The organism is Bacteroidota bacterium, assembly GCA_018816945.1.
Taxonomy (GTDB): Bacteria; Bacteroidota; Bacteroidia; order Bacteroidales.
In genome coordinates this window covers 31,921-45,523 of sequence record JAHIVC010000024.1, presented here as the reverse complement: position 1 = coordinate 45,523, position 13,603 = coordinate 31,921, and the positions used below count along the sequence as shown (strand labels likewise).

The window sequence follows — 13,603 nt, the reverse complement described above, 5'->3', positions numbered from 1 at the left end:
ACGAATATGAAACGATTGCTGGTCATATTATTTATTTTTGGATTTACCCTGATTGGGTTCTCCCAAACCGATAATGATGCTTTACTTATTAAGGCCGAACAACAATATAATGAAGGATTATATCACGAAGCCATCATCAGCTACAACTTAATTCTGGAAACCGGTTTTGAATCGGCTGAAATTTATTACAATAAAGGAAATTCGTACTTCAAATTAAATGATCTACCATCAGCCATTCTGTTCTACGAAAAGGCGAAAAAGCTCAAGCCCAACGATGAGGATATTCAATACAATTTAAATGTAGCAAATAGTAGAATTATAGATAATATTGAGAACGTTCCTGAGATTTTTCTAAAAACATGGTGGAATAATTTTTACAATATGTTTTCGGCAAATGGATGGGCCAGAATAAGTATTGGTTTATTCATAATCTTTTTATTTTTCAGCACCATTTATTTTCTTTCAGGTATCCGTTTTATTAAGAAATTATTTTTTACTATTGGCGCGATAAGCCTGTTTATAACACTATTTTCTTTTGCACTTTCTTATCAAAAATATCACTACTCTGTAGCTCAAAAAGAGGCGATCATATTTCAACAAACGGTAACTGTTAAAAGTTCGCCTAATAAAAACAGTGTTGATTTATTTGTGATACATGAAGGAACCAAAATTTATATTTCTGATGAACTGGACAGCTGGTACGAAATCAGAATTGCAAACGGAAGTGTAGGTTGGTTGCCAAAATCATCTACACAAATTATTTAGCAACCAACCTGTTTCAAATTTATTCGTGAAACTCAGATTTCAAAAACGTAGTGAATTGAAATCTGTAAGATGAACGAATCCCGATAGCGCAGCGTATCGGGATAAATGAGTTTAACCTGCCTGCGCAGGCAGGTACTCCGATGCTTGCATCGTCAATAAAAAGAATTTCCAAATTGATACCTCGACAGCTTGCTGCGAGGTAGTTCATTTTATTCCAAGTTTGGTTTTAATTGCTGTTGGAACTGCATCTTTATGCACCATAAAAGCAACTGTTCTAAGTCTTACGAAAGAATCAGACATGTATAAATATCCATCAAATCCACGAGCAGTACCATGCGAATTTTTTGTTAGAAAATATTTGGCACCATTTTGATCTTTAGCTACACCAGTCAAGTGCATTAAGTGATCATCCGTTGTTTGATACACATAAAATGCCTGATCTCTTTCTTTTTGATCTATTGGCCTTTGTTTGTGTAATTGCTTTAGAAAATCAAGAATGGGTCCATTTGCTTCGCTGTGTTCATCAGTTGGAACAATGGCAGCTCCGGCAGTAGTTGAACAATATTTATCGCTTACATCACCGTCCCATGCAACAGTATAGCCTTTTTCCAAAGAATTATACATGATATTCATAAAATCATCGAGTGGTACATTATAATATAACCCATTCGACCAGTTATCAGGAATTTCAACATTTACTTTTTCCCACATTGGATATACGCTATAGGAAGTAAATTCAATATAATCATCAGGATTAATCCCCAGCTCCGCTGCAAAAGATTTTGGAGTATATGTTTTCCCTTTGTAATCGAACGAAGTAGGATCATCGCCTAAATAAGCGTCTAATATTCCACCCAAAGCTTTTTCCCAAACAGGAGTAATGGTACCTGTTTTTCGAGCCATTACTACATCTGTAAAAGCTTTTACTAAAGCATCCAATTCGCCATGGTTATGTGTATTATATCCCAATTGGAAGCCGGGATAAACCTCATCGGGTACAATGCCAAATTCGCGCCAGGTATCTATAACATCATGTGCCTGTCCGCCTTGAGCCAGGTTATTCAAACCGTGGTATCTTAAGTAAGTTTTTGCTTTTCGGGGGTAAGTGTGGCGCACTATGTACATTTCTGAAAGATCAAAATCGCCTTTGCCCATTCTTAGTAATTCGGATTCAAGGAATGAGGTTGTAGCAAAATTCCAACAGGTACCTGTCCTGTCCTGACTCTTTACTTTTGTTGCTTTAAGCTGAATAAGGTTTTCGAACTTAATCAAATTTGTAGATTCTTTTTTCTGATCCTTACTTTGAGCACTAAGCGGAATGCTCATTACCAATGATAATGTAAGTAGGATAAATACTTTTTGGATTTTCATAGTTTTATGGTTGATTTAAAATTGAACTAAATATTCCTAACAAATATAAGAACTTTGAATAGAAAAATTTAAGCACATAAGGGATTTCTACGAATAGCTGATTATAAACGATGAAACACAAATATTAAGGGAAGATAACAAAACACTTTAGCGCTTAAGAGTCTTGTATTGAGAGTAATCGCCATAAGCAGGGCATTTTTGAGCAGTTTTACACGACGAAAAGCAAATAGAGGTAAAAACCAAGAGCAGGATTATTATTATATTTTTCTTCATGAGTCGGTGATTTTGGGTAAAAAAGCTCTTCAATGATCTCGAACAGTTCAATACGAATTTTTTTGAATAAAGTTTAGTTTGGTTTACTTTGTACAGAATTAATCATAAAATTAGAAACTAAATTTACAATTAATAACAAAGCATTCGTAAATTTATTGTTTAAATTTTACTAAGTTTATTGTTTAATGGAAAAAATCCAACCTCAAATAGAAAGTAGCTGGCAAATTAAGTTAAATGAAGAATTTAACGCTACATATTTTTATGACCTGAAGCAGTTCTTACTTGAGGAAAAAAAGCAATATGCTATTTACCCACCCGGAAATCAAATATTCACCGCTTTCAATTTGACTCCGTTCGATCAAGTTAAAGTGGTAATTATAGGTCAGGATCCTTACCATGGAAAAGGACAGGCACATGGCTTGTGTTTTTCGGTGGCGAGAGGAATAAAGAAGCCACCATCTCTTGTTAATATTTTTAAAGAAATTCGTGATGATTTGGGATTTGAAATTCCGGAACATGGAAATCTTGAAAGTTGGGCCACCCAAGGTGTTTTATTATTGAATGCCACTCTGACCGTAAGGGATGGTCAGGCAGGATCGCATCAAAATAAGGGCTGGGAAATATTCACAGATGCTGTGATCAAGAAACTTTCGGAAGATAAAGAAAACCTGATTTTTTTGCTTTGGGGAAATTTTGCCATTGCAAAAAAAGCACTGATCGATATTGGCAAACACCATATTTTAACTGCCCCGCATCCTTCACCATTTTCTGTCTATCGCGGGTTTTTCGGATGTAAACACTTTTCAGGGGCAAACGAGATACTTAAAAATTGTGGAAACAAACCAATTAATTGGCAAATAATTTAAGATTCACACTTAATAAAAAAAGGGATGTCGATATTCTCAATGCAAAATGAAGATGGCAAAGAAGCACAATTCTTTGATCTCCTGATCAAGAAAAGAGTTTATTATGGCCTTATTTATTCTATAATTTCTATTCCCATTGCTGCCCTGTATTTTGTTTTTGTAGTTGGTGGTTTGTTAGTTGGATTTGCCCTTCTTCCAATTTGGGTTGGAGTACCATTTTTGAATACACACTTTCGCATAATCTGGGTTTTATCAAAATTTGAAGAAAAGACATTTGAAAAGTATTCCGGAATTTTATTGCCAAAAATTTCTCCTTTCATACCAAGCAATAGATCTTCCTACCATAAGTTTATAGGTTACATGGGAAACAAAAGAACATGGATAAGGATCGGTTATTTTTCAATGAAGTTTTTTTGGCGAATTATTTTTGCGATACCCGGTCTTTTTCTCTTGACACTAAGCAGCCTTTTAATTTACACTCCGATTAATTCTGTATTTGGTCACATTGATATTTACTCATTTTACCAAACAGATTCATTTATTGAAGTAATTTTAATATTCTTTGTCTGCATTATAATTTGGGTGAGTATCCTTCATCTAATTAATTACCTATTTACAATTTCCGCACATATATTGAAGTTTTTTTTCTGTCGATAAAGAAATCTTACCACCTCGCAAATTTTATTTAAAATTGAATAAAAAATAAATTTTACTATATTGCACGCCTAAATTTAAAAAACCCAATTTATGAAGAAGCGTATATTGATGATTTCTTGCCTAATCTTAGCAACCTCATTTGCTTTCTCAGGCGGAATAGTAACAAACTACAATCAAAGTGCAGCATACATACGTATGTTTGCCAGAGATGCAACTACCGAAATCGATGCTGTATTTTACAATCCGGCAGGATTAACCAAACTACGCGATGGATGGCATTTTTCATTCTCCGGTCAGAATTTAACTCAAACACGTACCGTAAACAGTACATTCCCCTATCTGAATGGAGCAGATTTCGAAGGTGAAGCTAAAGTTCCTATTTTCCCTTCATTCTACACAGCTTACAAAAAAGGGAAATTCGCATTCTCTTTCGGATTTAACCCTGTTGGCGGTGGTGGAACAGCTACTTATAATAGCGGACTTCCAACCATGGAAATACCTTTTTCAACTTTGGTACCTAAATTAGGCACACTTGGTGTAACAGGATATTCGGCGAATATGATGTTCAAAGGTTATTCGGTTAATTTTGGCTTTCAAGCAGGGGTTAGTTATGAAATAAATGAAAATGTCTCTGTTTTCGGGGGTTTACGCTATGTGATGGCTTCAACTACCTATGAAGGCTTTGTAAGAGATGTTAAAGTGACCACTGCTGCAGGTTCAGTTCGAGCTGATGATTTCATGAACGGAGTAGCTGCTCAAGCAACAGCTGGTGCTGCACAAGCAACCGGCGCAGGAAATAATATGAATGGTATTTTCGCACTTGGAATTCCTAGTAGCTTGACTTTTGCACAGGCTGTAGCTGTTGGATTACCTGCATCAACAAGCCAACAATTGCAAGGTGCATTGTTAGCATTCGGATTTACAAGTCAGCAAATTGCTGCTATGACTTTGGCACAAGCACAAGGAAGTTTCTATAGTGCAGCTACAGCACTAACAGGACAAGCTGCTCAACTTACTGCCAGTGCAGTATTAATGGCCGATCAGGTTGCAGATGTAAAACAAACCGGAACCGGGGTTACACCAATTTTAGGAGCCAATCTGAGTTTTATGGAAAATGATTTAAATATTGGTATTAAATATGAATTTCAGACCAATATTGAAGTAACAAACGAAACCGCTGCAGGAAAAGGATTTACTATTGGCTTAACCGAAACCGGTACCAAAATAGAAATGTTCCCTGATGGGGGCGTAACAAATGCTGATATGCCAGCTTTATTGTCGATTGGGTTTGAATATAAGCTAAGCGATCCTTTGAAATTCGCTGCCGGATATCATACTTACTTTGATGGAAAAGCCGGATGGGCAGGAACAGGAAATTCTTCCAAAATAGATAAAAATTCTATTGAATTTGCTGCAGGTTTGGAGTATAAAATTTCCGACAAACTACTTATTAGCGGTGGTTATTTAAGAACTACAACCGGAGCTAACGCACTTTATATGTCTGATATCACTCACACAATGTCCAGTAATTCAGGTAGTATTGGTGGTGCTTACAATGTGAGCGAAGCCTTAAGAATTAATTTCGGCATTGCTTATACAAAATATGTTACAGCAACATACGATAAAACTTACAATTTGAGTGGTACAAATGTTTCTTATAAAGAAAGCTATAGCCGTGATAATTTAACTATCGCCCTTGGAATTGATTTCTCGGTTTTCAAATAAACACAACTAACATGATGAAAAGACCGCATTGTTTTACTTTGCGGTTTTTTTTTCTGATTCAATCAATGTTTGACTAAATTTGAATTGATTAATTTTACATCCTCCACACTAAACATTTAGATATGAGAAATTTCTTTTCCTTACTATTTTTTCTATCCTGCTCTCTTATTCAAGCTCAGGGAATAAGCAAACCCAATTTTGCTTTTGCCAGTCATCCGATGGTTGTGGATGAAATTAGTTTTACGCCAAATCAGATGATTATCAAACTGACCATTGAAAATCAGATAAGTGGCGGAAATTTCTGCGTTGATAAAAATATTTACATAAAGGATGCTTTAACAAATACAAAACTCCAATTATCGTATAGTGAAAATATTCCGGTTTGCCCGGAAGTCTATGATTTCAAATGGGTAGGCGAAAAATTAAGTTTTATACTGTTCTTTCCAAAGCCAACAGCGAATTTGAGATACATTGATATTGTAGAAGTTTGCAGTGAAAATTGCTTTACCATCAAGGGGATCATCCTTGATGCTGAAATGAATAAAAATATTGACCTCGCTTTCGAGCAGTTCGCAAAGAAAGATTATAAATCGAGTAAGATAACGATGTTAGAAATAATAAATGAGCATCCCGATTACAACTATGGCTTTTTACACCTAAATCTTATTCAGGTTTTATGGGTGTTGGAAGAATTTGATACGGCCCGCGAACACTATCAAATTATCCAAAATTCAAATTTTGCTGACAAGCCATTTGTTCTTGATCAATTGAATAAATTAAAAATATTTAACTAATAAATCAACCTAGATTTTAAACTAAAGATTTGCATGAGAAAACTCGTATTTGCAACCAATAATCTGCATAAACTGTCCGAAGTAAGGAACATTATTGGGTCACAATTTGAAATTATTTGTTTGCGAGATATAGGTTACAATGAAGATATTCCGGAAACAGCTTCAACACTCGAAGGCAATGCTTCATTAAAATCAAGGACGGTTTACGAAAAATTTGGGATCGATTGTTTTGCTGATGATACCGGCCTGGAGGTGGAGGTACTGAATGGTCGGCCCGGGGTTTATTCAGCGCGTTATGCCGGAATCGAGAATGATGCTAATAAAAATATTGCAAAGCTATTGCATGAATTAAGTTCCGCGACAAACAGAAAAGCAAAATTCAGAACGGTTATTTCACTTATATTGAATGGTAGTGAGTATTTTTTTGAAGGAATTGTCGAAGGTGAAATAATCAGCGAAAAAAGAGGCCACGAAGGTTTTGGATACGATCCGGTTTTTATTCCGCACGGATATAAAAAAAGTTTTGCTGAATTGTCTGCAAAAGAAAAAAACACCGTCAGCCATCGAGCGAGGGCTACTCAAAAACTTTCCGAATTCTTATTCAAAGTTTAATTTTATTAAACAATTGCTTGATTTAGTTCAATTCACCAATGCATCCTCAATCAACATTTCAAATAGGCGCTTCAATGAAATTCCCATTTCTTTGGCTTGCTGAGGAACGATACTTGCTTCCGACATCCCGGGAACTGTATTTACTTCTAGAAAAAAGATTGCCTCGTCGTTAAAAATATAATCAAATCTTACAACTCCTCTACAATTTAGTTTCTGGTATAATTCTGAAGACAAGGCCTTACATTCAATTTCAACCTCAACAGGAATCTGTGCAGGGGTAATTTCATCCGACATTCCTTTGGTATATTTGGCTTCGTAATCAAAAAACTCCTTCTTACTAATGATTTCTGTTAATGGGAAAATCATCATTTGACCCTTGTATTTAAATGCTCCGCAGCAAATTTCCCTTCCACGGATAAATTCCTCAATTAAAACTTCATCATCCGCGGTAAAAGCTAAATCAACGGCAGTTTCCAATCCTGAAACATCACTCACTTTTGAGGTGGCAACACTCGATCCTCCATTGGCCGGTTTTACAAATACGGGAAATGAAACTTCAGTGCTTACAGCTTTTAAATTGAAAGGTTGGCTCTTGATCAGGTGAATTGATTTGGCAACATTAGTGCCATATGAAGCAACAACCCGGTTGCAGTATGCCTTATTAAATGTAAGTGCCGATACTGCAAGTCCACATGAGGTATAAGGAATATTCAACAAATCGAAATAACCTTGAATGATCCCATTTTCTCCGGGAGTACCATGAATCATATTAAAAACCACATCAAAACTAATCTTGACCTCATCTAACAATAAACTAAAATCGGATTTATCAATATCAATTGATACACTTTCTTCATCCAGATAATACCAGTGCTGACCGGTAATAATGATCAAATACGGATTAAACTTTTGCTTACTGAGGTGTTTATACACCACATTGGCGCTGTTTATCGAAACTTCATACTCTCCTGAATCACCTCCTGCGATAATGGCTACATTTTTCTTTATCATCTGATATCTTGTTTTGCGATGTACGTTTGATTAGCGATTGTTTTTTTATCTTTGCATAAATGCAATATTCTTTTGTGCTAATGGATTAATAGTAATCTAAAAAGTGCATTGCAAAAATAATCACTTAGTGAATATTAAATATACGAAAAATGAAATTCTTTTATTTCTTGACGCAAAAGAAATTTTATGTACATCTGGGCATTGCAATAATCTCAACTTTTTTGCTCCTACTGCTTGTATTTCAGTTTCTGAAAAGCTATTCTTATTATGGGGAAGCTATTACAGTTCCTGACTTCACAGGTTATAGCATCGATAAGCTCGATGGTATTAACGACCTAAATAATTTTACATTTATTGTTACCGATTCTGTATTCGAACCCGATAGAGAAAGTGGAACGGTTATCGCACAAAATCCTTTGGCTCAATCCAAAGTAAAACGGAACCGTAAAATCTATGTTACGGTTGTTGCTAAAACAGCAGAAATGGTCCGCATGCCGAATTTGGTTGATTTATCTTTACGACAGGCTTTGGTAAGAATTGAAATGGCCGGACTTAATATTAATTATCTTCATTATATTCCTGATTTTGCTCAGGATGCTGTCCTAGCTCAAATGTATAATGGAGATACGATTTATGCTGACTCACTAATTCAAATAAATTCGAAAATTGATCTTGTGCTTGGAAAAGGATATTATCCGAGAAAGCTACTCGTTCCCTTTCTGATCGGATTAACAAAAGCTGAAGCCGAAAAGAAAATTTTTGAAGCTTCATTCAACTTAGGAGAAGAAACCTATCTGGAAGATGAGGATCCGGCTACGATGAGGGTCTATTCACAAGCGCCAACCTGGAACACGAATGAATTATTGAACCATGGTGATTTTATAAATCTTTGGTATCGATCCACTGTTAAATTTGATTTTAAAAATTATATCGAGTACTTAACTATTGATACTTTGGCTATCGATTCGGTTTTGATAGATCCCCTTGTTGATACTATTTATTAAAATTATTTTATGCTAGAAGATCAGGATTTACAAGAAGAATCAGGTGACCTTTATGAACACCATCATATAAAGGTTGACAAAGGGCAAACGCCAATACGCATCGACAAATTTCTGATGGACAGGCTCATGAATGCATCAAGGAATAAAATCCAGAATGCTGCAAGAGCCGGTAATATTCTTGTAAACGGGGTAGAGATCAAACCAAATTACAAAACAAAACCTGAAGATGAAATTTCAATTGTAATGGCCTTTCCGCCACGTGATGTTGAAATTATCCCTCAAAATATCCCGTTGGACATTATTTATGAAGATGATGACCTATTGCTGATTAACAAACAGGCAGGGATGGTTGTTCACCCGGGTCACGGAAATTATGACGGAACATTGGTCAATGCTTTAACCTATTATTTGCGCGAATTATCTCCAACAAAAAATCCTGAAGCCCACCCCTACCTTGTGCATAGGATAGATAAAAACACGAGTGGGATCTTACTTGTTGCCAAAAATGAAATAGCACAAACAAAGATTGCAAAAGGCTTTTTTGATCACACCATCCAACGAAAGTATCAGGCATTAATTTGGGGTACTCCAAAAGAAGAATCAGGAACCATCACGGGCCATATTGGAAGAAGCTTGAAAAACAGATTAGTCATGACTATTTTCCCTGATGGGGATTATGGGAAAGATGCAACTACTCATTATAAAACACTCAAGAGTTTTGGCTATGTAAGCTTGGTTGAGTGTCAGCTTGAAACAGGTCGTACGCACCAGATTAGGGCACATTTCAAATACATCGGCCATCCATTATTTAATGATGCAACCTATGGCGGCGACCTCATTTTGAAAGGAACAACGTTTACGAAATACAAACAGTTTATTCAAAATTGTTTCAAAATATTACCACGACAGGCATTACATGCCAAATACCTTGGTTTTATTCATCCAACAACTCATAAGTTCATTGAATTTGATTCAGAATTACCCGAAGATATGCAACTAGCAATATCAAAGTGGGAACAGTATGCTAATCAGGGAATGACTGAAATGGAATAAAAAATGGTAAATAAAGAAAATTCTTAAAGTTGACTATCCTCGCGGCAAGCCACGAGGAATTGTTTGATTAAATCCTGGAGCAAGTTCTGAATCCTAATTCTGGTTCAAGCCACGAGGAACTAAACTACACCCTTCTTGTCCGCCGAAGCGAATAGCATAGCCGGATTAAAAAATGGCAATCTTTTGCATCTTACTAAAATCCTTGGTCTGAATTTTTAAAAAGTAAAATCCTGCGCGAAACCGTGAGATGTCCAAAACTGTTCTTTTAATCGCATTTTCAGAATAATATGTTTCTACTTCCCTGCCTGATTCATCATAGAGCGTAAATTCAACTTGTGCAACCGGAGATGTTCCTAAATAAACATTAATTTGATAACTTGCAGGTACCGGCGATACAATGGGAACTACTTTTATAGCTTTTGTCAAACTATCGACCTGTGAATTATTTCTAATTACAAGTTTAACATCGTATGTGCCGATATTCGGATAAACTATATTTTGAGGATGTTGCTCATTCGAAGTCGATGGAACTGCCCCTTCAAATGACCAATTCCACTCACTGATATTCCCTATCGAAAGATCCGTGAAATTAAGAGATTGACCCACAGGAACGGCTATCGTATCGGCTCGAAATAAGGGAATAAAAAACTCCTGATTATAATCCAATCCACTAATACTGCTTATCCCGGTCTCATCCGGATCAAGCCATGATTTTAACTGATTGGTTGAATCGGTGGCAAAATGATCCCAACTATGAGCAAACTTTCCGAAATAATCAGGTGCAGTCAGATTTGAGCAACTTGCCCCTCCACCTGTCAATGCTCCGATAACCAAACCTTGGGCATTAAATAACGGAGCTCCGGACGATCCCCCTTCGGTAACACCATGTCCATTCGTTGTTTGAACCCATTTTACTTGCCAAAATGAACCGCTTAAATCTGCTGCATCTCCTTCATAAGTAGTCGATACCAACTGTTGGGTATAAGTAGATATTTTCTTAACGTCTCCCCATGGCTGATGGATAGATACTCCCGAAGGACTTGATTGATCGATATTGCTCCATCCATTAAAATATGGATTAAATGAAAGAGGTACTTCCTGATCTAATTTCAGTAATTTAAAATCCGAGCCTTGGCTTAAGGCAACTTTAGCTAGTAACCGTCCTCCATTGATGGTATTGGATTCGGGTTCCTGAGAGGAGTTTTCACAATTTGCCGCCTCATAATTAAAATAAAAAATCCAATTATGATAGTCAGCTTCGTTAGCACCCGGACCACAATGTTCTGCAGTATAAAAATAGGGTGTATAATCTCTTCTGACATTATTCAACAAAGTACCGGTGCACCAGCTCATTGAATTTCTAACTTTCACCATAACTCGTGCAACTCCTTGCTTTTGTTTTCGCCAATTATCACCTTCCACACAGTTTATATTTACTTCGCAAGGGTCGGAATCGCCAAAATCTTTTAGTTTATTATCGTTAAATCCTGAATATTGATAAACATGACCAATCTCACCAATCGTAAAACCGGCCTTTTCTTTTACCCTTTTTGATTGAATAAATTCAATTGTAATTTGATCTCCTTTTACTAATTCTGTTGAAAAAATACCTGTTTCAGAATTATTATCGGAAGTATAAGCACCTAATACCATCGATTTGTCTTCATTGTAAATATATAATTCACAACGATGAGGCAGATAAAAATTAGTAAAATAAACATTCAATGCTTCTGCACCTTTTGAATTCAAGCTGAGTCTCCATATTTTGTCACCATTAGGCAAGTCAGACCATACACCCGAATTGTCCATATTTATCTCAGTATTAATTGTATACCCGATTTCTAATGGAGTTGCATCTGCTTTATTATAATTGTTATCATTTGCAATTGCAGGTTTATCTGATTTTTTCAACTCAATTAATGGAACTTGAGTAGATAAATTATTATGGAAAAAGCTTGGTGGATTTCCTTTCCTGCTTATCTGGCCAAAAGAATTAAGCTGAATAAATATCAAGAAAATTATTGTGAGAAGAGAAAATCTTTGCATAATAGAAAAGAGCTTAAACAGATTTTTATTAGTAAACAAAGATAATATTCTTAAGCAATCAGTCATAAAAAAAGTATTGGAATAGTTTGTTCTGTGCATTCTAAATTCAGAGATAAAATCGTATATTTGAAGATCATCAAAGAAAAGTTATTGTTCATGAGTTAAACAAAAAATCCTAAGAAGTTCAGTTAAAGCCAAATGGATGAGTATAAGAAAAATTGGTTTATCAACTTTTTTGAATGATTGTTTTATGATAGCAATAAGTTTTTAAATTATTAACTATAAATCTATTTTACTCCCATGGCTTCAGCATACAAAACAATAAAATTCAATTCCGGTTTTCGTTGGACAGTTTACCTATCAATTTCAGTAATAATCCTAACATCATGTAGTTTTGAACCTCCTATTAAATCTCCAAAAAACATTATTTTGATGATTGGTGATGGCATGGGAACTACTCAACTTTATTCTGCATATATTGCAAATAAAGGGCATTTAAGTGTTGAACGATGTAATTATTCAGGATTCGCTCTCACCCATTGTGCTGATGCATTGATCACTGATTCGGGTGCTGCCGGAACTGCTATTGCAACAGGGTTCAAAACAAATCTTATGATGATTGGGATGACACCCGATAGTCTGCCTCGAACATCAATTTTAAAATATGCCGAACAAAATAACCTTGCCACCGGAATGGTAGTTGCCTGTGACGTGACCCATGCCACTCCAGCAGCATTTATTGCAAATAATCTACTCAGATATAATTATGAAGAAATTGCACTTGATTATCTTAAAACAGATATCGATGTATTTATTGGTGGTGGCTTAGATCGTTTTATTAATCGGAAAGACAGTTTAAATCTTGTTGACAGCCTTCTGGCTAGAAATTATCAGGTAATTTATTCACCGGATTCAATAAATTCTGCCTCCGGCGATAAGATTGCATGCCTTCTTTATGATAAGCATCCACCTAAATTTGATAACGGGCGGGGCGATTTATTAAGAATCGGCAGTTTGAAAGCGATAGAGGTTCTGAAAAAAAATAAGAACGGATTTTTTATGATGATAGAAGGTTCTCAAATTGATTGGGCTGCCCATGACAATCAAAATGATACGATGGTTAGCGAAGTATTGGATTTTGATCGAACGATTAATGCCATGCTCGATTTTGCCGATATTGACGGTGAAACTTTGGTAATAATTACTGCAGATCATGAAACCGGCGGTTATGCAATTATGGATGGGGATATCAAAGAAGGAATTGTAAAAGGCGCTTTTACTCATGATGATCATACAGGAGTAATGGTTCCTGTGTTTGCTTACGGCCCTGGAGCTGAGGCATTCACCGGAATTATGGATAATACCGATATTTTCAAAAAAATAGCCCGGGCATTTAAATTTGTACTTAATTAATAAACTCAAAAAG

At 35.8% G+C, this 13,603-nt stretch carries 13 protein-coding genes; 9 read left to right on the top strand and 4 right to left on the bottom strand.

Annotation, left to right across the window (positions count from 1 at the left end):
* Positions 1–6: 6 nt before the first annotated feature.
* Entirely contained in the window at positions 7–765 is a 759-nt protein-coding gene (locus tag KKG99_04430) for a tetratricopeptide repeat protein (GenBank protein MBU1012228.1), read from the top strand.
* Positions 766–784: 19 nt separating this feature from the next.
* Here KKG99_04430 and KKG99_04425 read toward each other — a convergent pair whose 3' ends face one another.
* Positions 785–973 carry a hypothetical protein gene (locus KKG99_04425; protein ID MBU1012227.1) on the bottom strand — a complete coding sequence of 63 codons (189 nt, stop codon included), beginning with the start codon at positions 971–973 and terminating at the stop codon, positions 785–787.
* Positions 970–2,091 (bottom strand): C1 family peptidase, encoded by a 1,122-nt coding sequence (locus KKG99_04420; protein ID MBU1012226.1) that lies wholly within the window; start codon positions 2,089–2,091, stop codon positions 970–972. The genes KKG99_04425 and KKG99_04420 overlap by 4 nt, the downstream gene beginning before the upstream one ends.
* A 512-nt stretch (positions 2,092–2,603) precedes the next feature.
* Here KKG99_04420 and ung point away from each other — a divergent pair.
* The 5 genes from ung (at position 2,604) to KKG99_04395 (ending at position 7,063) form a co-directional block, all read left to right on the top strand.
* On the top strand, positions 2,604–3,275 hold the full coding sequence (gene ung / locus KKG99_04415; GenBank protein MBU1012225.1) for a uracil-DNA glycosylase: 672 nt from the start codon (positions 2,604–2,606) through the stop codon (positions 3,273–3,275).
* 24 nt (positions 3,276–3,299) lie between these two features.
* Entirely contained in the window at positions 3,300–3,932 is a 633-nt protein-coding gene (locus KKG99_04410) for a sensor domain-containing protein (GenBank protein ID MBU1012224.1), read from the top strand.
* 90 nt (positions 3,933–4,022) lie between these two features.
* Positions 4,023–5,657 (top strand): hypothetical protein, encoded by a 1,635-nt coding sequence (locus KKG99_04405; protein MBU1012223.1) that lies wholly within the window; start codon positions 4,023–4,025, stop codon positions 5,655–5,657.
* A gap of 122 nt (positions 5,658–5,779) precedes the next feature.
* Positions 5,780–6,451, top strand: a complete 672-nt coding sequence (locus tag KKG99_04400; protein ID MBU1012222.1) for a hypothetical protein — start codon at positions 5,780–5,782, stop codon at positions 6,449–6,451.
* Between the two features lie 33 nt (positions 6,452–6,484).
* Complete coding sequence (locus KKG99_04395) at positions 6,485–7,063, top strand: non-canonical purine NTP diphosphatase (protein ID MBU1012221.1); 579 nt, start codon at positions 6,485–6,487, stop codon at positions 7,061–7,063.
* Between the two features lie 27 nt (positions 7,064–7,090).
* On the opposite strand, the gene KKG99_04390 is transcribed toward KKG99_04395, so the two are convergent.
* Positions 7,091–8,071, bottom strand: a complete 981-nt coding sequence (locus KKG99_04390; GenBank protein ID MBU1012220.1) for a D-alanine--D-alanine ligase — start codon at positions 8,069–8,071, stop codon at positions 7,091–7,093.
* 152 nt (positions 8,072–8,223) lie between these two features.
* Between KKG99_04390 and KKG99_04385 the strand changes: the two genes are divergently transcribed.
* Positions 8,224–9,078, top strand: a complete 855-nt coding sequence (locus KKG99_04385) for a PASTA domain-containing protein (protein ID MBU1012219.1) — start codon at positions 8,224–8,226, stop codon at positions 9,076–9,078.
* 9 nt (positions 9,079–9,087) lie between these two features.
* Entirely contained in the window at positions 9,088–10,131 is a 1,044-nt protein-coding gene (locus KKG99_04380; protein ID MBU1012218.1) for an RluA family pseudouridine synthase, read from the top strand.
* 165 nt (positions 10,132–10,296) lie between these two features.
* Here the strand turns inward: KKG99_04380 and KKG99_04375 are convergent, their stop codons facing one another.
* Positions 10,297–12,177: a T9SS type A sorting domain-containing protein gene (locus tag KKG99_04375; protein ID MBU1012217.1), complete on the bottom strand. Its 1,881-nt coding sequence runs from the start codon at positions 12,175–12,177 to the stop codon at positions 10,297–10,299.
* A 300-nt stretch (positions 12,178–12,477) separates the two neighbouring features.
* On the opposite strand from KKG99_04375, the gene KKG99_04370 reads away from it, so the two are divergent.
* Positions 12,478–13,590, top strand: a complete 1,113-nt coding sequence (locus KKG99_04370) for an alkaline phosphatase (protein ID MBU1012216.1) — start codon at positions 12,478–12,480, stop codon at positions 13,588–13,590.
* The last annotated feature ends 13 nt before the right edge of the window (positions 13,591–13,603 follow it).

Bases quoted from the DNA above. Each gene is read 5' to 3' on its own strand.
- KKG99_04430 (MBU1012228.1), top strand. From the start codon at position 7: ATGAAACGATTGCTGGTCATATTATTTATTTTTGGATTTACCCTGATT.
- KKG99_04425 (MBU1012227.1), bottom strand. From the start codon at position 973: ATGAACTACCTCGCAGCAAGCTGTCGAGGTATCAATTTGGAAATTCTT.
- KKG99_04420 (MBU1012226.1), bottom strand. From the start codon at position 2,091: ATGAGCATTCCGCTTAGTGCTCAAAGTAAGGATCAGAAAAAAGAATCT.
- KKG99_04410 (MBU1012224.1), top strand. From the start codon at position 3,300: ATGTCGATATTCTCAATGCAAAATGAAGATGGCAAAGAAGCACAATTC.
- KKG99_04405 (MBU1012223.1), top strand. From the start codon at position 4,023: ATGAAGAAGCGTATATTGATGATTTCTTGCCTAATCTTAGCAACCTCA.
- KKG99_04400 (MBU1012222.1), top strand. From the start codon at position 5,780: ATGAGAAATTTCTTTTCCTTACTATTTTTTCTATCCTGCTCTCTTATT.
- KKG99_04395 (MBU1012221.1), top strand. From the start codon at position 6,485: ATGAGAAAACTCGTATTTGCAACCAATAATCTGCATAAACTGTCCGAA.
- KKG99_04385 (MBU1012219.1), top strand. From the start codon at position 8,224: ATGAAATTCTTTTATTTCTTGACGCAAAAGAAATTTTATGTACATCTG.
- KKG99_04380 (MBU1012218.1), top strand. From the start codon at position 9,088: ATGCTAGAAGATCAGGATTTACAAGAAGAATCAGGTGACCTTTATGAA.
- KKG99_04375 (MBU1012217.1), bottom strand. From the start codon at position 12,177: ATGCAAAGATTTTCTCTTCTCACAATAATTTTCTTGATATTTATTCAG.
- KKG99_04370 (MBU1012216.1), top strand. From the start codon at position 12,478: ATGGCTTCAGCATACAAAACAATAAAATTCAATTCCGGTTTTCGTTGG.